This is a genomic window from Gordonia sp. PvP123 (assembly GCF_040547295.1).
Taxonomy (GTDB): domain Bacteria; phylum Actinomycetota; class Actinomycetes; order Mycobacteriales; family Mycobacteriaceae; genus Gordonia; species Gordonia terrae.
In genome coordinates this window covers 193330-212553 of the sequence record NZ_JBEPPN010000005.1, presented here as the reverse complement: position 1 = coordinate 212553, position 19224 = coordinate 193330, and the positions used below count along the sequence as shown (strand labels likewise).

The following is a 19224-nucleotide window of genomic DNA, read 5'->3' as shown; positions in this document are numbered from 1 at the left end:
GTAGTCTCGACGCGTGGCTCTGTATCGCACCTATCGCCCGGCTACCTTCGCCGACGTCGTGGGGCAGGAGCACGTCACCGATCCGTTGAGCCGCGCCCTGGATTCCGGGCGCATCAACCACGCGTATCTCTTCTCGGGTCCGCGTGGCTGTGGCAAGACGTCGTCGGCGCGAATCCTGGCCCGTTCGCTGAACTGTGTGCAGGGGCCGACCTCCACACCGTGCGGGACCTGCGCCTCATGCGTGGCGCTCGCGCCTGGCGGACCGGGCAACCTCGACGTCATCGAACTCGACGCCGCGAGCCATGGTGGTGTCGACGACACCCGCGAGCTCCGCGACCGTGCGTTCTACGCGCCCGCCGAGTCGCGCTACCGCGTCTTCATCGTCGACGAGGCGCACATGGTGACGAACGCGGGCTTCAACGCGCTCCTCAAGATTGTCGAGGAGCCGCCGGAGCACCTGATCTTCGTGTTCGCGACCACCGAACCCGAGAAGGTGCTCCCGACCATCCGGTCGCGGACCCATCACTATCCGTTCCGGCTGCTCGCGCCGCCGGTCATGCGCGGCCTGCTGGAGAAGATCTGCGAGCGCGAGAACGTGACGGTCGCTCCCGAGGTGTATCCGCTCGTCATCCGTGCGGGCGGCGGATCTCCTCGTGACTCACTGTCGATCCTCGACCAGTTGCTCGCCGGCGCCGACGACGACGGGGTCGCCTACGAACGCGCCCTGGCCCTGCTCGGTGTCACCGACGTCGCGCTGATCGACACCGCCGTCGACGCCCTCGCCGATGCCGACGGGTCGGCGTTGTTCGGCACGGTGGAGAAGGTGGTCGACGCCGGGCACGACCCCCGGCGATTCGCCGTCGACCTGCTCGAGCGTCTGCGCGATCTGATTCTGCTGCAAGCGGTTCCAGATGCTGCCGACCGCGGGTTGGTCGAGGCCCCGGGCGACCAGCTCGTCCGGATGCGCGCCCAGATCGAGACCCTCGGCCCGGCGTCGCTGACGCGGTTCGCCGAGATCGTGCACAACGCGCTCGGGGAGATGCGGGGCACCACGTCGCCGCGGCTGCTGCTCGAGGTGATGTGCGCGCGGATGCTGTTGCCCGCAGTGTCCGCCGACGACGCGGCGCTGCTGCAGCGACTCGAACGACTCGAGTCGGGCATCGGCACCACGTCGATCCCGGTGCCCGCGAAACCGGCTGAGCCGGAACCGGAGCCGAAGTTCGTCCGGCCGTCGCAACGCAAGGCGATGGAAGACGCCAAGGCCGCCCAGGCCTCCGACCGTGCGGCTGCCGAGGCGGTGGAGGCCGATGCCGTGGCGCCGGAACCCGTGGCGCCGGAACCCGTGGCGCCGGAACCTGCGGCGCCGGAACCTGCGGCGCCGGAACCTGCGGCGCCGGAACCCGTGGCGCCGGAACCTGTGGCGCCGGAACCTGTGGCGCCGGAACCTGCGGCGCCGGAACCTGCGGCGCCGACCCCCGCGGACCTCGACTCGGCCGCACCGACCGAAGGGTCCGCCGAGGACGAATCGATGTTCGACGAGCTGATCGCCGAACAGCCGAGCGCCGATGCGACAGACCCCGACCCGGTGGCCGACCCAGCGCCTGCCACGCCGACGCAACCGCCGGCTCGTGCCGAGCGGACTCCGTCCGCGCCGGAGCCGCCGTCGCGTCCGCGGGTGACGTCTTCGCCGGAACCGGAACCAGTCGCCGAATCCGCGTCGACGTCGCCCTACGACGACATCCCGCTTCCCGATGAACCCGTCGACGAGGACGACGTCCCACCACCGGATGCGATGCCCGTCCGCGCCCGCCGGCCAGAACCCGCACCCGAGCCGGAAGCAGAAGCCGAGCCCGAGCCCGAGGCGCCCGCCGGTCTCGACGCCGACTCGGTGCGCAAGCGGTATCAGGACTTTCGGGCCGCGGTGCGTGAGCGTTCGAAGAGTTTGGAACCGATGCTCTCGGCAGCGGTCATCGCCGACGTCGACGGAACGACCGTGGTGCTGTCGCATCCCGTTGAGGTGTTGGTCGGGCGTCTGTCGGCGCCGCACGCCGTCACGATCATCCGAGAGGCGCTGACCGAGGTCTTCGGTACCGAACTCGACGTTCGCACGGTGCACCAGGCGCCGGGTGCCGCCGCGCCCACGGGCGCGTCTGCCGCACCGCCGTCGAAGCAGCCGGGTAAGGCGCGCCAGTCGTATTCACGGCCGAGTCGTGCGCGCGACCAGTCGGCGACGCCGGCGCCCGCGCCGGAACCGGTTGCCGAACCGGAGGAACCCGAGCCGCCACGCGCCGACGAGGACATCCCGCACGACGAGCGCGCGGAGATGGTGGCCGACGCGCGGACCGGGAACCCCGAGCAGCGGCTCGACCCGGACCAGGTGGCGCTGGAATTGCTCAAGTCCGAGTTGGGGGCCAGGCCGCTCGAGTGACCGGGTGTGTTCGCGGCCGGCGCTCGTGTACGGCCGTTCGTGGTAGAACGCACAGATGCGACGAGTAGCGGTGCGCCTCGGATTGTCACTGATGTCGGTGACGGCGGCGCTCACGATGTCGATGGCGTGCGCTGCGGCGACCCCGACCGAAGCGCCTGCGGTCGGTGCGTCTCCCGGCGGCGGAACATCGGGATCGGCGGTCAGAGCTCCCGCCGTCGGGCCGGCGCCGTCGATGCGGATGCCGGTCGACCGGCGGGTCAGCGCCGTCGGTTTCGTCGACGTCCGGACCGCGGTTCCCGACGCCGTCCTCGACCTGCGATATGCGACGGCCGACAACTTCGTCGGCGAGCGACTGTACCCGCCGAACGCCCGCTGTCTGGTCCACGAATCGATGACCCCGGGACTTCGAACCGCCGCGCGGACTCTACGGGCCCGCGGCGAGGTGCTGGTGTTCTGGGACTGCTACCGGCCGCACTCGGTGCAGCAGAAGATGTTCGACAAGGTGCCGGATCCCGCGTGGGTGGCCAGGCCGGGGCCGTATTCGACCAGCCACGAAGCCGGACGTTCGGTTGACGTGACACTGGCCGACGGCCGCCCGAACTGTCCTCCGGCGCGCGTCGTCGGCGACCGGTGTCGTCTCGACATGGGGACCGACTTCGACTCGTTCACCCCGCGGGCCACCGCGTATGCGACCGAGGGGGTGTCCGCGCCGGCACGGGCCGCTCGAACCCGCCTTCGAGAGGCGATGGCCGCCGGTGGGCTGACGATCTACGCGGGGGAGTGGTGGCACTTCGACGGACCCGGCGCCCACGTCCGCCGCCCGGTCATCGACGTGCCGGTCACCTGAGGGGCGGCGACAGAGGGTGGCTGAAAACCGCCTCGCACAGCGGGTTCGACGACGATACGTCGTCGAACTGTGTGCAGAGGGCGGATTTCAGCAGCGCGGGCGCGACCTCAGGCGTCCCACCACGGCCGGAGTGGTACCTGGTGACCGCCGTCCTCGTCGAGCTTCGTGGCGAGCACGTGATGGAGCTGGATGATGTTGCGGTCGAAGCCGATTCGGCATCCTGCCATGTAGAGGCCCCACAGCAGCGCGGTGCCCTCGCCGACCTCGGCCACCGCCTCGTCCCAGTGCTCGACGAGGTTGATGTTCCAGTCACGCAGCGTCATCGCGTAGTGCTCGCGGAAGTTCTCCTCGTGGATGACCTCCATGCCGCCGATGTCCTGCAGCTTCGAGATGATCTTGCCGGAGCCGGTGAGCTCTCCGTCGGGGAACACGTAGCGGTCGATGAACGATCCGGCTTTGCTGCGACTGGCGTTGTCGGGCCGGGTGATGCAGTGGTTGAGCAGCATGCCGCCGGGGCGGAGCTTGTCGCGCATGAAGCCGAAGTACGCGGGGTAGTTGTGGACGCCGATGTGCTCGGTGAGCCCGATGGACGACACGGCGTCGAATCCGCTCTCGGTGATGTCGCGGTAGTCGCTGTGCCGGACCTCGGCGAACTCGCCGAGTCCTTCGTCTGCGATGGCCTTCTGGGCCCACTGCGCCTGCTCGGCGGACAGTGTCGCCCCGATGGCGTGGACGCCGCGTCGGGCGGCATAGCGGACCATTCCGCCCCAGCCGCAACCGATGTCGAGGAGGCGGTCGCCGGGTTTCAGGCGCAGCTTCTCGAAGATGAGGCGGTACTTGTTCTCCTGCGCGGCTTCCAGCGATGCGTCGCGTTCCGGGTAGACGGCGCAGGTGTAGGTCATCGACGGTCCGAGGACCCACTCGTAGAACGTGTTCGAGACGTCGTAGTGGTAGTGGATGACCTCGGCGTCGCGGGACTTGCTGTGCCGCAGTCCTTCCGCGAATCGCCGCCAGCGCGGCACGGCCTCCTGCGGCGGCGGTGCGATCGGCTTGAAGTGCTCGATGCCCAGCGACCTGGCGATGTGCGCGAGTGCCAGCGGGGAGGGACGGTGGAACTGCAGGTTACTGGCGAGAGCCTTCAGCGCGGGGTACGGGTCGCCGGGGTGGGCGCCGATGAGTTCGAGATCGCCTGCGATGTAGGCCCGTGCGAGCCCGAGGTCGCCGGGCGCGGTCACCAGATACGTCGTCCCCCGCGGGGTCTTGAGGTCGAGGCCGTATTGGGCGTCCGCGGGTCCGGCGCTGCTGCCGTCGTAGGCGGTGATCCGGATCGAGAGATTGCCGCCGAGGAGGGTCTCGAAGATCTCGGCGAGGGTCATCTTGCCGGCGTGTGAGTCGACACTCGACGGCGTGCTGTCCTTGAACGTGGTCATTGGCGTTTCACCGCTTTCGCATAGAGGTCCAGCAGACGGCCGCGCGGGTCGTACCGCTTCTTGAGGAGCCGATAACTCTCTCCGCCGTAGAGTTCGTCGAACTCCTCCGGCGTGTAGAAACTCTCTGAGTACAGCGACTTGTGGCCGTCGAGTTCGGCGACCTTGCGTTCGATGATCTTGTTGGTGTGTCCGGGATCGCCCGGGGTGACCGGCACGGCCGACCAGAAGCCGACGTTGACGTAGGTGCGTTGCGGGGCAAGGGGATACAGCGGCCACGGGCGTACCGGATCGGCGCTCGGGAGGGCCGGCTCCCGAAGACGCAGTGGGCACAGCCAGATCGGTTCGATCGGGATGTCGGCGAGGAACCACTCCACATACTCGGCGGTCCGTTCGATGGGCACCTCGATGTCCTGCACGACCCGCTCGCCCGCGGGCAGGCCCTTGCGGGCGTTGAGCCGGTCACCGATGTCGAACCGCTGGTCGAGTCCGATGAGCTTCCAGTAGAAACTGCTGCGCAGGTACCGCTTCGGCCACCAGCGTCGGATCTTCGGGTTCTGTGCGCCGAACGCGCGGGAGCACCAGAACCAGTCGGTGTCCCAGCGCCACAGGTAGTCGTGGATCGTGAGCCGATCGGTGGTCTTTCGCTGAATGGACCGGTAGAAGACATCCATCCCGGTGTAGTCGCTGACCGGCCCGTCGTCGTCGGTCTGACGGCCCAGTGTCAGGTAGGACTCGTTGGCGGAGAAGACGACTCCGTCGAGATAGTCGACGGGCTCGCCGTCGTGCGTCTTGGTGGTGACGATCGCGTCCATGGTCGACTGGAGGTCGGCGATGGTGGTGAACCGGAGATGGCGCAACGCCACGTAGGGCTTCACCGGCTCCAGCTCGATGCGGAGGCGAACCGAATATCCGAGCGTGCCATAGGAATTCGGGAATCCGTAGAAGAGATCGGCGTGCTCGTTGGTCGGCGTCGCCGTGAGGATCTCGCCGTCGCCGGTGAGGATGTCGATCTCCAGCACCGATTCGTGGGGAAGGCCGGATCGGAACGATGTGCTCTCGATGCCGAGGCCGGTGACCGCGCCGCCCAGGGTGATCGTCTTGAGCTGCGGGACGACCAGCGGCGCGAGGCCGTACGGCAGGGTGGCCGCGACCAGGTTCTCGTAGGTACACATCCCGGCGACGTCGGCGGTTCGTGCCGCCGGATCCACCGAGATCACGCGGTCGAGTCCGGAGACGTCCAGTCCGGGATGCGGATTGGCGGCGCGCTTGCGGAAGAGGTTGGACGTCTTCTTCGCCAGGCGCACGGTTGCGTGCGGCGGAATGGCACGATAGCTGGCCAGAAGGTCGGACACCCCCTGGTCGAATGCCGCTCCCCCCATCTCCAGCCGGTTGCTCACCCGGATAGCCTAGGACTTGATCAGTTCGCCCGCCAATCGTTTCGTACTGAGGAGTGTCCAATCGTGGGTCAGGTTTCCGCATCGCAGTCGCTCGACATCGCCGCCGCCCCGGACGCCGTGGTCGGAGCACTCGCCGACTACAACGACGTACGCCCGGCCATCCTCCCGGAGCAGTACCGCGACTACAAGGTGATCAGCGGCGGCAACGGCGACGGCACCGTCGTGCACTGGATCCTGCAGGCCACCTCGAAGCGTCAGCGTGACGTGCAGGCGACGGTCAGCGTCACCCCGGACACCGTCACCGAGCGCGATGCCAACTCGACGATGGTGACCACCTACACCGTCGCTCCGTCGGGAAGCGGTTCGCGCGTCACGACCACCACCACGTGGCAGGGTGCGGGCGGCATCGGCGGATTCTTCGAAAAGACGTTTGCGCCGAAGGGTCTCAATCGAATTCAGGCCGAGGTGCTCGGAAATCTGAAGAAGCGCCTCGAGCGCTGAGAAGTCGGAGTCTCCTCCGGCGGCGTTCGAACACACACACATGACCGGCGCGGGGCCTTCCGGCAGGCGACGTCGGGGCCGGGCGCGGCCATCGCCGTTGCCCATCCGCGACGGCGTCGACGCCACGCGCGTGGTGTTGCGTTCGGGGCCGGAGACGACGGTGTCGCAGGCGTTGCTGGCCGCGCCCGGTCTGGCGGGGCTGACCGCCGACGACCTGCGTCGACGCGCCTCCGCCGGCGAGGTCGTCGATGCCGACGGTCACCCGGTGGATCTCGATTCGCCGTCGCGCCGCAACATCTCGCTCTACCTCTACCGCGACCTCGACGACGAGGTGCCGGTCCCGTTCGACCTACCGGTGCTCTACCGCGACGAGAACATCGTCGTGGTGGACAAACCGCATTTCCTCGCCACCATGCCCCGGGGCCGCCACGTCACCGAGACCGCGCTGGTCCGACTGCGTCGCGAGCTGGGCTCCGACACGATCTCGCCGGCTCACCGACTCGACCGGCTCACCGCCGGAGTGCTGCTGTTCACGCTGCGCCCGGAGGTGCGGGCGGCCTATCAAGATCTGTTCGCATCCCGGATCGCCCGCAAGGAGTACCTCGCGCTCGCGCCCGCCGACGAGGCACTCGCCACCACTGTGACCGTGCGGGATCGGATCGAGAAGACCGCGGGCGACCTCCGCGCGCTCGTCGTCGACGGACCCGTCAACGCCATCAGTGACATCACTCTCGTCGACGGCGCGGGGCGCCACGGCGTCTACCGGCTGGTGCCGCACACCGGTCGCACGCATCAGCTCCGATTGCACATGGCGTCACTGGGTGTGCCCATCGTCGATGACCCGCTGTACCCCGAGGTGCGTCCGGAACTGGCGGCGCGCCCCGACCACGCGGACTTCTCGAGGCCCCTGCGTCTGCTGGCACGGGTGTTGGAGTTCAACGATCCCCTGACCGGCGAGCACCGCAGGTTCGAGAGCCTGCGGTCGGTGTCGGGGTAGCAGGACACGATCTACCCTGGCCGCATGACCATCCGAGCGTCCTACGAGCGGCATCCCGACTTGGGGTGCGAGGCCGTGGTCTTCATCGACGACGAGTCGCTGGCATGTTTTCAGATCCAACGCGATCTCGTCGGGGGACCGCGCGCCGACGAGTACTGCGTCACGACGGGGGCGAGTGCGCCGATCTACGGGGCGATCACACAGTGGCGTCGGGTCGACGACCGATTCGAGTTCGCACTGACAGCGCGAGCGGGACGGCTGTTCGGCGACGAGGTCCTGTCTTTCGAGGTCGCGGCCGTCGAGGAGTCGACCGTCGACGACATCGCCGCGCATGTCGATCGGTTGCTGCGCTGACGCTGCGACTACCCTGGGCCGGGTGACGCAACCATTCGATCCCAGCGCGTTGTTCGGCGGCGGTCAGGGCGGAGAGAACCCGATGGCCGGACTGCTCGCGCAAGCTCAGCAGATGCAGGAGAAACTCCTGTCCGCGCAGAACGAGATCGCTGCGGCAGAGGTGGTCGGCAGCGCGGGCAACGGACTCGTCACCGTGACCGGCAACGGCACCGGCGAGGTGACCGCGGTGTCGATCGACCCGAAGGTCGTCGATCCCGACGACGTGGAAACCCTGCAGGACCTGCTGCTCGGTGCGCTCGCCGACCTGTCGGAGAATCGCGAGCAGCTGGCCGGCGAGAAGATGGGCCCGCTCGCCGGTGGCCTCGGCGGCGGCCTTCCCGGACTCGGCGGCTGAGCACCACGCCCACGCACGACGCCGAACGACGAGTAGAGACCCCGGACACCATGGACGCAGAACACCATGTATGAGGGACCGATCCAGGACCTGATCGACCAGCTGGCCAAACAGCCGGGGCTCGGTCCGAAGGGGGCCCAGCGGATCGCGTTCCACCTGCTGGCCGGAGAGAAATCCGACATCGATCGCCTCATCGCGGCGCTCGGGCGGGTTCGCGACGACGTCGTCTTCTGTGCCGAGTGCGGAAACGTGTCGGCGAACCGCCTGTGCCGGATCTGCTCGGACTCGCGTCGCGACGCCAGCAAGATCTGCGTCGTCGAGGAGCCCAAGGACGTGCATGCGATCGAACGGACCAAGGAGTTCACCGGGCGCTATCACGTGCTCGGGGGTGCTCTGGATCCGTTGTCGGGGATCGGCCCCGACCAGTTGCGGATCCGCGAGCTGTTGCGTCGGCTGGCCAATCAGGAGGACGGCGTCGACGTCTCCGAGGTGATCGTCGCCACCGACCCGAACACCGAGGGCGAAGCCACCGCGACCTACCTCCAGCGCATGCTCAAGGACTTCCCCGGTCTGTCGGTCACCCGACTCGCGTCGGGGTTGCCGATGGGCGGCGACCTCGAGTTCGCCGACGAGCTCACTCTGGGCCGCGCCCTGTCGGGTCGTCGCATCCTGGCGTGAGGCCCGGCCCTCCTACCCGGCCCCTCGTACCCGGCAAACCGGACGGCTACTGTCAGGTGGTGATCTCGCGTAATCGGTGGCGTCGTCGAAATCGGGTAGTGGCAACGGGCCTGACGGCGGTGGTCGTGGCCGGGCTGGTGAGCGTGGGTCAGTTCGCGGCGACGCCCGAAGCGTCGGCGGCGCCCGCGCTCGACTGGGAAGCATGTCCCGCCGTTCACGGCGTCCCGGCGACCGTCCGATGCGCGACGGTCGAGGTGCCGCTCGACTACCGCAAGCCGGATGGCAAGACGATCGAGATCGGTGTCAGCCGGATGCAGGCGCGAGACCAATCGCGCCGGCGCGGTGTCGTGATGGGCAACCCGGGAGGTCCGGGTGGCGACGGCATCGCGATGTTCAGCCAGGTGCCCCCGCCCGCGGCGATGCTCGACGAATGGGACCTGGTGGCCGTACAGCCCCGCGGTCTGGTGTCGGGCACGCCGCTGCGCTGCGAACCCATCACCGGCGACGAACCCGAACTGATGACTGCGCTGGGCAAGGTGAATCGCGATCGCTGTGAGGCCCGGACACCGGGTCTGGGAGCCTCGCTCACCACCGAGAACACCGCCCGGGACATGGAGGTCGTCCGCGGTCTGCTCGGTGAGTCGAAGGTCAGTCTCTACGGCATCTCCTACGGCACCCTGTTGATGTCGACGTACGCGACACTGTTCCCGCAGCGGGTCGACCGGATGGTCCTCGATTCCGGTTTCGACCCCGATCTCGTGTGGAACACACTCCTCTCCGCCCAGACGCCCGGCTACAAGGCCCGCGTACACGCGATGATGGCGTGGATCGCGCGCCACGACCGGATCTACGGTCTCGGAAAGACTCCGCTGGCCGTGTACCGGAAGTGGAGTGACCGGGTCAGTGCGGAGGCAGGCGTCCCGCCGTCCCTCCTGGCGCCGCCGGCCCAGGTGGGCGACGTGCCCCCGGGACTGCGGGCGTTCGCCCAGCAGTACATCGCCGGCACCGACCTCACCGCGGACGCGCGGGCGCGGTTCGAGAACCTGATGCTCACGTTGCTCCGACCCGGCTCGCTGCAACTGTCGTCGCAGCTACTGGTGCTCACTCGCGCCCTCGCGCCGGATCGGAACTCGTGGCCACTCGTCGCACAGCTGACCGCGAAGCCCGGCCGCAAGCTGCCCACCCCGGCGCCCGCGGTCCTCGAAGCCGCGCAGGTCTCTCAGGACATGCAGGGCGCGGTCCTCTGCAACGAGAACCGGGTGCCCGCACAGCCGTCGCTCGGCTTCCAGGCGTTCGTCGCGAACTACGTCACCGGGGATCCGTTCGAGGCGCCCGGGCTGGCCTACGAGTCCGGACTCGCCTGCGCCGGCGCGCCGGCCCTCGCCCGGCCGATCGAGATCCGCAATCGCGGGCTGGCGGTGACACCGTTGCAGATCCAGAGCGTCGGCGACCCGCAGACCCCGTACCGCGGCGCGCTGAAGATGCGTTCACTCATGCGCAGCCACCTCATCACCGTCGGCGGCGGCGACCACGCGCAACTCGGCCGGGCCAACAAGCCGCTCGAGAACGCGATCGTCGAATACCTCCGCACGGGGCGGACCGCCGTGCAGCGCGTTCCCGAAGCACCCATCACGGCGCCGCTGACGCAGATGCCGCCGGCATTCGCGGTCGGCACGGCCGGTCGGTGACCCATCCTGATCCGGTGAACCCCCGGATCCGCGCCCGGGTCACCGACTTGGCCGATCGACTCGATGCGGGGATCGTCGCCGTCGACGGGCCGTCGGGAGCGGGGAAATCGACGGTCGCCGACCTCCTGGTCGCGGACCTGCGAGCCCGTGGAGTCGGCGTGACCCTGGTCCGCACCGACGACTTCGCGACGTGGGACGACCCGGTCGCATGGTGGCCGGAGCTGGAAGCCGATGTGCTGCATCCCTTCACGCGACGACGGGACTACCGATACCGGCCGCGCGTATGGCAGGACGGTACCCCGACCCCCGGACCCCGTGTGTGGATCGAGTGGCAGCCCCTGCTCATCATCGAAGGGGTCTCCTCGGCGCGGCGACGGATCGCCGACCGCCTGTCCCACGCGCTGTGGCTCGACGGCGGAACACCCGGCGAACGACTCGAGCGGACGATCGCCCGTGACGGGGAGGGCGCGCGGGCACATCTGGAGGCCTGGCAGCAGTTCGAACGCGGCTGGTTCGGCGTGGATCGCACCCGGGAACGGTGCGTCGTCCTCGACTGACGGGGGTCCTCGGCCGATGAGGTGCCGCTTCCGACTCGACGGTTAGTGTCGAGGTATGGCCACCCGACGACGCTTCCGTGATCTGGCGGAGCTCGACGCGCAGCTGATCGAGTGCCGAGCATGCCCGCGCCTCGTCGAATGGCGGGAGCAGGTCGCCCGCGAGAAGCGTCGCGCGTACGCCGACGAGGAGTACTGGGGCCGGCCGGTGGCCGGTATCGGTCCGGCCGACGCGCGACTGCTGATCGTCGGACTCGCCCCCGCGGCGCACGGCGGAAACCGCACCGGGCGTATGTTCACCGGAGATCGCAGCGGCGATGTCCTGTTCTCGGCGTTGTACCTCGCCGGCCTTGCGAGCCAACCCCATTCGGTCGCGATCGGTGACGGGTTGGAGCTCTTCGATACGCGGATCACCGCGCCGGTGCATTGTGCCCCGCCGCAGAACAAACCGACGGTCGCGGAACGCGACACCTGCTCCCACTGGTTGCATGCCGAACTCGAACTGCTCGCGCCGACCGTGCGTTCGGTGGTCACCCTCGGTGGATTCGGTTGGCAGTCAACGCTTCGCACGTTCGCGAAACTTGGCTGGACGGTCCCCAAGCCGCTGCCGAAGTTCGGGCACGGCGCCTCCACGACGCTTGTCCGCGAGGGTGCCGAGCTCGAGGTGTTCGGGTGTTATCACGTGAGCCAGCAGAACACCTTCACCGGACGGTTGACGGTGGAGATGGTCGTGGACGTGCTCACCGCGGCGGCACGGTCCGCGGGTATCGAGAACGGCCACCGCCCGGCTTTCTGAGGTGCGAACGAAGCCTCCCCTGCTCCCTGAGGTGCGGCGAAGCGAGCCAGGAAGGGGCTCGCGAGGTGTCCCACCAGGCCCTTCGAGGCTCGTCGCTATCGCTCCTCACACCTCAGGATCTGCGGCCTGGCGACCGTCATGGGCCACGAAAGACCTACCCCAACGCCTTATTTCGTGACCGACAGACTTCAACTCGACTCCCAGACCTCGATCGAAGTCTGTCGGTCGAGTTGAAGTCTGCCGGTGGCGGGGCCGCCCTCCGCAAGCTCCGGGCGTCGGGAAGCAGGGGGTCGTCGCTACCGCCGCCGACCGGCGGCGAGGCGCTCGCGACGAAGCCGGTCGACCTCGGGGAGATCCAGCGGCGCAAGGGATTCGACGCCCATGGCGGTCGCCAGGAGATGATCGGCGAGTTCGGGGTTGCGGGCCAGTGCCGGACCGTGCATGTAGGTGCCGATGACGCTGCCCTGGACGACGCCCTCGGTGCCGTCGCCGACGCCGTTGCCGACGCCGTGCCGTACTCGACCCAGCGGGGCTGCGTCGGAACCGAGAGTGGTTCCGCCGCGGTGGTTCTCGAAGCCGGTGAGAGTCTGGGTCAAGCCGGGCAGCGACGGCTCGACGAGCAGCTCGCCGATGCTCCGGGTTGCTTGGGGGGCCGTCGTGAGGTCGAACAGGGAGATGCCGTCGACGCGTTCACCCGCCGACGTCTCGTACCAGTGGCCGAGCACCTGGATGGCCGCGCAGATGGCCAGCACCGGACGTCCGGCCGCCGCGGCCTGCTGCAGACCGGGGTAGCGCGTGAGATGTCGGGTGGCGAGCCGCTGCGCGTAGTCCTCTGCGCCGCCGAGGGTGTAGACGTCGAGGGAGTCGGGGACCGGGTCGTCGAGCGTGATGTGCACGACCTCGGCGTCGATGCTGCGCATCAGCGCTCGACGTTTCAGCACGAGCGCGTTCCCGCCGTCCCCGTAGGTGCCCATCACGTCGGGCAGGACGAGACCGATCCGCAGGGTCGATTCGCTCACTGCTCTGCCTTCCGCGATCGTGCTGCGCGTTCCAGGGCGGTCCCGAGGTCGCGGAACGCCGTGTAATTGGCCAGGACCTCGACGCGTCCCGGCGGGCAGGATGCGATGGCCGCCATGGGGTCGGGGACGGTGGTGTGCTCGGCGCCCGCGTAGAGCAACCGAACGGAGAGATCGGCGGCGCGCTCGCCGGCCGCGACAACCTGCATGCTCTCGAACGCCTCGAATCGCACATCCCACAGCCACGACAGGTCCTCGCCGTCGGGTACCTGGCCGTTGACCGCGATGACGAGTCCGTCGGCGTCCTGGTCGATCATCGACATCGCCTCTTGCCAGCCGGCCGGGTTCTTCGCCAGAAGTGTTCGGACGGAATAGTTCCCGACCTGATGGATGCCGTACCGGCCGGCGACCTCGCCGACCGTGCCGACGGCTGCCACCGCGCTGCGCGGGTCGGCGCCCATCGCGACGGCCGCCGCCACCGCCTGGGTCGCGTTGCCGCGGTTGGCCCTACCCGGTACCGCGAGCTGCAGGGGAGCGCTGAATCCGTCGGGGCCGTAGATGTTCTCGTCGTCGAACCACCAGTCGGGGGTGGGGCGCCGGAAGTCGTCGTCGCCGGTCGAGCGCCACCCCTCCTCGGAACGGACGATGGGCTCGCCGGTCCGCGGGCAACTGACCGAGTCGCCGACCCAGCTCGCGCCGGCCGCGACCCACACCACGTCGGGGGCATCGAAGGCGGCGGAGGTCACGAGGACATCGTCGCAATTGGCGATGACCGTGGTCTCGGGGTGACGTGCGATGCCCTCGCGGAGACGGCGCTCGATCATGTTGATCTCGCCGACCCGGTCGAGCTGGTCCCGGGAGAGGTTCAGCAGCACCAGGACCTCGGGGTCGACGGCGTCGCTGACATGGGGGACGTGCAGCTCGTCCACTTCCAGTGCGCAGAACGGGGCGGTGCGGCTGAGTGTGAGTGTCGCGATGATCCCGGCGTCCATGTTGGCGCCGTCGGCCTGCGTCGCGACCTCACCGAGTTCGGCCATGGCGGCCGCGGTCATCCGCGTGGTCGTCGACTTGCCGTTGGTGCCGGTGACGATGGCGGTCCGCTTGCCGGCCGCGAGCCTGCCCATGATCTGGGGGTCGATCTTCGCGGCGACCAGACCGCCGATCATCGATCCCTTGCCTCGTCCCGCGGTTCGCGACGCCCACCGAGCGGCAGCGGCAGCACCCAGTGCAACGGCGGTACGCGCGGGAACTCGGGTATTCGTACGGGGTGCGGAACCGGCGGAAGAGAGTCGGTCGGGCATGCGCACGAGTGTGTCACAGCCCGATCCGGCGGGAGTGGTCGTGCCATGCGCCGGCGCCGCGTAGGCTCTGCGGCTGTGAGCCGCGACACCCAACTGCGACTGTCCCTGCCCGCTCGAGTGCAACGCCGCGTGCTGCTCGCCGCCGCGCGGATCCCCGCCGGCGCGCTGGCCGTTCTGGGGCGTCGGGCCCCGGTGAACTCCGACGGCGAACGGGTGGCCCCCGAACTCGCGGCGATCGGCTGGGCCAACGACAACGTGCCCGGCTTGAATCCCTTCCAGGGTGAGGTGGCGCAGTCGCGCGCGCAGACCGATGAGAGCGGCGCATCCATGGCCGAGGTGCTGCCGCCGCTGGCGGTGGAAGAGGACCTCGTCATCGACGGGCCCGCCGGACCGATCCCGGCCACCCGGTACCGCTCCTCGACCGAGTCGGCGGGATTGCTCGTCTACTACCACGGTGGTGGGTTCGTCACCGGCAGTCGGATCAGCCACGACGCGTTCGTCCGGCGTCTCGCGCACGGCACCGGACTCGACGTGCTGTCGATCGAGTACCGCCTGGCCCCGGAGGCGCCGTTCCCCGCAGCGGTCGAGGATGCGGTGGCGGCCTGGCGCTTCGCCGTCGAGGTCGCACCGAGGTGGGGGCTCGATCCGGGGCGGATCGTGGTCGGCGGGGACAGCGCCGGCGGGAACCTCGCGACCGTCGTCGCCCGCGAGGTCCGGGGCGATGCGGTGACCCCGGTGTTCCAGCTGCTCATCTATCCGGTCACCGATCAGGGCGCCGACACCCCGTCGCGGCGGGAGTTCGCCACCGGATACTTCCTCACCGCCGACGGCATCGACTGGTTCACCGACCGGTATGTGCCCGATGTCGCGCAGCGGCGCGACCCGCGCTGCTCGCCGCTGCTGGCCGAGGATCTCAGTGGCCTCCCGCCCGCGCATGTGATGGTCGCCGGGTTCGACCCGCTCCGCGACGAGGGCCTCGCGTACGCGCGCAGACTCGAGGAGGCGGGCGTGCCGGTCACGGTTCGCCGAGAGGGCGCGATGATCCACGGATTCGTCAACATGACCCTCATCAGTCCCGGCGCCCGCGCGGCGGTCGACCGCCTGTGCGCGGTGGTGCGCGATGCGCTCGCCGCGACTCCGCCCGGCGGGACGACGTCACCGGTCTGAACGCACCGGGGTCCCGATGCCGACGAGCGCGGCGGGGTCGACCGATTCGGAGTCGGGTGACTCGGCCGTGGCCGGATCGACGTCGACCGCGGCTCTTCTGCGGGCCCGCGGACGGGCCATCACCCCGGCCGCGCAGCCGGCCACGACGATGACCGCGCCGATGATCTCGCCGACCGACGGGACCTCGCCGAGGACGACGAAGGCCGCCGAGATCCCGACCACGGGCACGAGGAGCGACATCGGGGACACCCGACTGGCGTCGTTGCGCCCGAGGAGTGTGGTCCACAGGCCCGCGCCGATGACGGTGCCGAAGACCGCGAGGTAGAGCAGACCGCCGAGGGCGCGGAGACCACTCTCGGTGCCGAGCGTGGCGAGCGCCTCGAACCCCGCGGCCGGCCCCTCGACGATGAGACTGACCGCGTACAGCGGCGGGGTGGCGACGACGGCCATCCACAGCGTCATCCGGAGGGAATCATCCGGCCGGGCGAGCCGGCCACCGATGTTGCCGGCCGCCCAACTCAGACCGCCGAGAACGGTGAGGCCGATCGGCAGCAGTGCGGCCGCGCCGAGGTCGCTGCCGTGAACGCGGTCCAGCGCGATCACCGCCATGCCGACGACCGCGATCGCCAGTCCGAGGACCTGGCCGACGGTCATCCGCTCCCGGAGGAACAGCACGCCGAGCACGACGGTGAACGGCGCCGAGGTCTGGAGCACCAGCGAGGCGAGCCCGGTGGGCATGCCCAGATCCATCGCCAGGAACAACAAGATGAACTGCACGCTGCCGAAGCCGGCGACGTAGAGCAGGAACCACTTCAGGCGCACCTTCGGGAGCCGGACGAAGAGCATCACCGGTATCGCGAGCACCGCGAATCGCATGGCGGCGAGAAAGAACGGCGGGAAGTGGTCGAGTCCGAGTCGGATCGCGATGAAGTTCAGTCCCCAGAGGACGACGACGAACAACGCGAGGAGGCGATCACGAGTGGACATGGCCCCATCGTCGGCGCTACCCAAATGAAGAACAATCTAATTTTGACGCACTGACTATTCAGATTTACTGAATATTACGCGCGTCACTCCTGGGCCGCGGCGACCTTCGCGCGCACGTCGTCCATGTCGAGACCCTCGACGGCGCCGATCAATTCCTCGAGCTGAGCCGCGGGGAGCGCGCCCGGCTGGTTGAACACCAGGATCCCGTCGCGGAACGCCATCAGTGTCGGGATGGAACGGATGCCGAGACTGCCGGCGAGCTGCTGCTCGGCCTCGGTGTCGATCTTGCCGAACGTGATGTTCGAATGTGTTTCGGAAGCCTTCTCGAAAACCGGCGCGAACTGGCGGCACGGACCGCACCAGCCGGCCCAGAAGTCGAGCAGGACGATGCCGTCCGAGGCGATGGTGTCCTCGAAGGTTTCCAGGGTGATGTCTTGTGATGCCATGCCCCCGACAACGGTGTGGGGCGTCCAGACATTCCGGGCAGCCCGGACGGGGACTCGATGCACGTTGCGCGAGCAGTCGGCCGGAGTGGGCCGCCGGCATGGGTGAGTACCGTTGCCGCATGGAGGTCCGGCGTCTACGGCTGCTGCGTGAGTTCGCCGATCGGGAGTCGATCGGTGCGGTGGCCGATGCGATGCACATGACCCCGTCAGCGGTGTCACAGCAGTTGAAGGTCCTGGCCGAGGAGGCGGGGGTCGCGCTGTTCGAACCCGACGGCAGGCGAATCCGTCTGACGGAGGCCGGACGCGCACTCGTGTTGCGCGCCGACGACGTGATCGCGGCGGTGGATCGGGCCCAGGAGGAGATGTCGTCGTACCGGTCCGGCAAGGCGCGCGTCCGGCTGGCGATGTTCCCGTCGGGTGCGACGCTCCTGCTGCCATCGGCCCTGGAGCGCGCCGCGGCGTCGGGCATCGACGTGCACGCAGTGCATCTGGACGTCGGATATCACGATGCCGCACCAGCTCTCGCGGATCACGACATCGTGGTCACCCACCGTGACGAACGCACGCCGGCGATCGACGTACCCCGGGTCCGGGTCACCGAGCTGATGCGCGAACCCGTCGACGTGATCGTCGCCGCCGACAACGAATTGGCCCTGCGAGACCAGGTCGCGGTCACCGAACTCGCCGACCACGACTGGATCAGCGTCGAAGGCGGCTTCCCGGTCGACGATGTGCTGCTGTCGATCTCGGCGGCGACCGGTGTGGCGCCACGGGTGACCCAGCGGATGCTGGACTTCACGACGATCGAGGCCCTGGTGGCCCATGGGCACGGCATCGCTCTGATGCCGCGGTTCGCCGTCCGCCACCCGGGGGTGAAACGGCTGGTGCTCAAGGGTGTTCGTGCCGCACGGGTCTACGAGGCGCTCGCCCGGCCACGTTCGCGAGCGGCCGTGCAGCAGGTCGTCGACCACCTGCGCGGCGTCGGCGCCGACCAGGGCTGACCGCCGCCGGGCGCGGGTGGCGCCAGGATGACGCACACAGCCCGGGGCGTGGCCCCGGGCTGTGGACGATGTCGAGGACTCAGACGCCGAGGCTCTTGCCGACGATGTCCTTCATGATCTCGGTGGTGCCACCGAAGATCGTCTGGATACGCGCGTCGGTGTAAGCGCGGGCGACGCGGTACTCGTTCATGTAGCCGTAGCCGCCGTGCAGCTGCAGGCAGCTGTCGATGACGCGCTTGGCCAGTTCGGTACACCACCACTTGTTCTTCGAGGCGTCGACGGCGTTCAGCTCGCCGTCGAGAACGCCCTGCAGGCAGCGGTCGATGTAGACCTCGGCGATGTCGAGCTCGGTGGCCATCTCGGCGAGGGTGAAGCGATTCGCCTGGAAGGTGCCGATCGGACGGCCGAAGGCCTTGCGGTCCTTGGTGTACTGCAGCGTCTCGTCGAAGATGGCGCGTGCCCCGGCGATGGCGCCGATGCCGATCGACAGGCGCTCGGAGGGCAGGTTCTGCATGAGGTGGTAGAAGCCCATGCCCTCCTGGCCGAGCAGGTTCTCGACCGGCACGCGCACGTCGTTGAAGTGCAGTTCGGCGGTGTCCTGCGCCTTGAGGCCCATCTTGTCGAGCTTGCGCCCGCGCTCGAAGCCCTCCATGCCGCGTTCGACGACGAGGAGCGAGAACGCCTTGTGGCCTGCTTCGGGGTCCGGGTTGGTCCGGCACACCACGACCACGAGATCGGAGTTGATGCCCGAGGAGATGAACGTCTTGTTGCCGTTGAGGACGTAGTGATCACCCTCCAGCTTCGCCGAGGTCTTGATGCCCGCGAGGTCGGAGCCGGCGCCCGGCTCGGTCATCGCGACGGCGAGAATCGTCTCACCGGTGGCGATCCCGGGCATCCAGCGCTTCTTCTGCTCGTCGTTGGCGAGGTGCACGAAGTACGGTGCGACGACGTCGTTCTGCAGGCTGAGGCCGGGTGCCGCCCCGTCGAACTTCGCGAATTCCTCGACCACCACGGCGTTGAACCGGAAGTCGTCCATGGCGCCGCCGCCGCCGTACTCCTCCGGGATGTTGAACCCGAGAAGGCCTGCGTCACCGGCCTTCTTGAACGCGATGCGATCGACCTGACCGGCTCGCGTCCACTCCTCGGTGTACGGGGCGCATTCGCGCTGCAGGAACTGGCGCGCGGTTTCCCGCAGGGCCTCGTGCTCGTCTTCGAAGATGGTGCGTTTCATGGCTTCTCCCT

General features: G+C 68.9%; 19 protein-coding genes. 12 read left to right on the top strand and 7 right to left on the bottom strand.

Going from position 1 to position 19224, the window contains the following annotated elements:
• Positions 1-13 precede the first annotated feature (13 nt).
• Together ABIC25_RS11330 and ABIC25_RS11325 are read left to right on the top strand one after the other, a co-directional pair.
• Complete coding sequence (locus tag ABIC25_RS11330; protein ID WP_354561461.1) at positions 14-2428, top strand: DNA polymerase III subunit gamma and tau; 2415 nt, start codon at positions 14-16, stop codon at positions 2426-2428.
• 55 nt (positions 2429-2483) lie between these two features.
• Positions 2484-3275: a M15 family metallopeptidase gene (locus tag ABIC25_RS11325; protein ID WP_101820711.1), complete on the top strand. Its 792-nt coding sequence runs from the start codon at positions 2484-2486 to the stop codon at positions 3273-3275.
• Positions 3276-3382: 107 nt separating this feature from the next.
• On the opposite strand, the gene ABIC25_RS11320 is transcribed toward ABIC25_RS11325, so the two are convergent.
• Positions 3383-4705 (bottom strand): class I SAM-dependent methyltransferase, encoded by a 1323-nt coding sequence (locus tag ABIC25_RS11320; RefSeq protein ID WP_004021583.1) that lies wholly within the window; start codon positions 4703-4705, stop codon positions 3383-3385.
• Entirely contained in the window at positions 4702-6084 is a 1383-nt protein-coding gene (locus tag ABIC25_RS11315; protein ID WP_033204647.1) for an FAD-binding oxidoreductase, read from the bottom strand. Before ABIC25_RS11315 ends, ABIC25_RS11320 begins: the two co-directional genes overlap by 4 nt.
• A gap of 81 nt (positions 6085-6165) precedes the next feature.
• Here ABIC25_RS11315 and ABIC25_RS11310 point away from each other — a divergent pair, with 81 nt between their 5' ends.
• The 8 genes from ABIC25_RS11310 to ABIC25_RS11275 all read left to right on the top strand — a co-directional run bounded on the left by ABIC25_RS11310 (position 6166) and on the right by ABIC25_RS11275 (position 12064).
• Entirely contained in the window at positions 6166-6603 is a 438-nt protein-coding gene (locus tag ABIC25_RS11310; protein ID WP_004021585.1) for an SRPBCC family protein, read from the top strand.
• A 40-nt stretch (positions 6604-6643) separates the two neighbouring features.
• Positions 6644-7600, top strand: a complete 957-nt coding sequence (locus ABIC25_RS11305; protein ID WP_180819390.1) for a pseudouridine synthase — start codon at positions 6644-6646, stop codon at positions 7598-7600.
• A 24-nt stretch (positions 7601-7624) separates the two neighbouring features.
• Complete coding sequence (locus tag ABIC25_RS11300) at positions 7625-7954, top strand: hypothetical protein (RefSeq protein WP_004021587.1); 330 nt, start codon at positions 7625-7627, stop codon at positions 7952-7954.
• Positions 7932-8348, top strand: a complete 417-nt coding sequence (locus tag ABIC25_RS11295; RefSeq protein ID WP_435529073.1) for a YbaB/EbfC family nucleoid-associated protein — start codon at positions 7932-7934, stop codon at positions 8346-8348. The genes ABIC25_RS11300 and ABIC25_RS11295 overlap by 23 nt, the downstream gene beginning before the upstream one ends.
• Before the next feature lie 66 nt (positions 8349-8414).
• Positions 8415-9026, top strand: a complete 612-nt coding sequence (recR, locus tag ABIC25_RS11290; protein ID WP_004021589.1) for a recombination mediator RecR — start codon at positions 8415-8417, stop codon at positions 9024-9026.
• Positions 9027-9124: 98 nt separating this feature from the next.
• Complete coding sequence (locus ABIC25_RS11285; protein WP_354561458.1) at positions 9125-10714, top strand: alpha/beta fold hydrolase; 1590 nt, start codon at positions 9125-9127, stop codon at positions 10712-10714.
• Positions 10715-10728: 14 nt separating this feature from the next.
• Positions 10729-11271 (top strand): uridine kinase family protein, encoded by a 543-nt coding sequence (locus ABIC25_RS11280; RefSeq protein WP_435529074.1) that lies wholly within the window; start codon positions 10729-10731, stop codon positions 11269-11271.
• A gap of 55 nt (positions 11272-11326) precedes the next feature.
• A complete protein-coding gene (locus ABIC25_RS11275) occupies positions 11327-12064 on the top strand; it encodes a uracil-DNA glycosylase (RefSeq protein ID WP_354561455.1) in 738 nt (245 codons plus the stop codon).
• Positions 12065-12360: 296 nt separating this feature from the next.
• On the opposite strand, the gene ABIC25_RS11270 is transcribed toward ABIC25_RS11275, so the two are convergent.
• Both ABIC25_RS11270 and ABIC25_RS11265 read right to left on the bottom strand, forming a co-directional pair.
• On the bottom strand, positions 12361-13083 hold the full coding sequence (locus ABIC25_RS11270; protein WP_354561453.1) for a type 1 glutamine amidotransferase: 723 nt from the start codon (positions 13081-13083) through the stop codon (positions 12361-12363).
• Positions 13080-14381, bottom strand: a complete 1302-nt coding sequence (locus ABIC25_RS11265) for a MurT ligase domain-containing protein (protein ID WP_354561452.1) — start codon at positions 14379-14381, stop codon at positions 13080-13082. Before ABIC25_RS11265 ends, ABIC25_RS11270 begins: the two co-directional genes overlap by 4 nt.
• A gap of 75 nt (positions 14382-14456) precedes the next feature.
• On the opposite strand from ABIC25_RS11265, the gene ABIC25_RS11260 reads away from it, so the two are divergent.
• Positions 14457-15548, top strand: coding sequence for an alpha/beta hydrolase (locus ABIC25_RS11260; protein ID WP_101821035.1), 1092 nt, complete (start codon positions 14457-14459; stop codon positions 15546-15548).
• Here ABIC25_RS11260 and ABIC25_RS11255 read toward each other — a convergent pair.
• Positions 15537-16535 carry an EamA family transporter gene (locus ABIC25_RS11255; protein WP_354561451.1) on the bottom strand — a complete coding sequence of 333 codons (999 nt, stop codon included), beginning with the start codon at positions 16533-16535 and terminating at the stop codon, positions 15537-15539. The two genes, ABIC25_RS11260 and ABIC25_RS11255, sit on opposite strands and share 12 nt — an antisense overlap.
• Before the next feature lie 83 nt (positions 16536-16618).
• On the bottom strand, positions 16619-16981 hold the full coding sequence (gene trxA, locus ABIC25_RS11250) for a thioredoxin (protein ID WP_101821033.1): 363 nt from the start codon (positions 16979-16981) through the stop codon (positions 16619-16621).
• A gap of 119 nt (positions 16982-17100) precedes the next feature.
• Here trxA and ABIC25_RS11245 point away from each other — a divergent pair, with 119 nt between their 5' ends.
• A complete protein-coding gene (locus tag ABIC25_RS11245) occupies positions 17101-17982 on the top strand; it encodes a LysR family transcriptional regulator (RefSeq protein WP_354561449.1) in 882 nt (293 codons plus the stop codon).
• A gap of 79 nt (positions 17983-18061) precedes the next feature.
• Here the strand turns inward: ABIC25_RS11245 and ABIC25_RS11240 are convergent, their stop codons facing one another.
• Positions 18062-19213 carry an acyl-CoA dehydrogenase family protein gene (locus ABIC25_RS11240; protein WP_064569701.1) on the bottom strand — a complete coding sequence of 384 codons (1152 nt, stop codon included), beginning with the start codon at positions 19211-19213 and terminating at the stop codon, positions 18062-18064.
• Between the last annotated feature and the right edge of the window lie 11 nt (positions 19214-19224).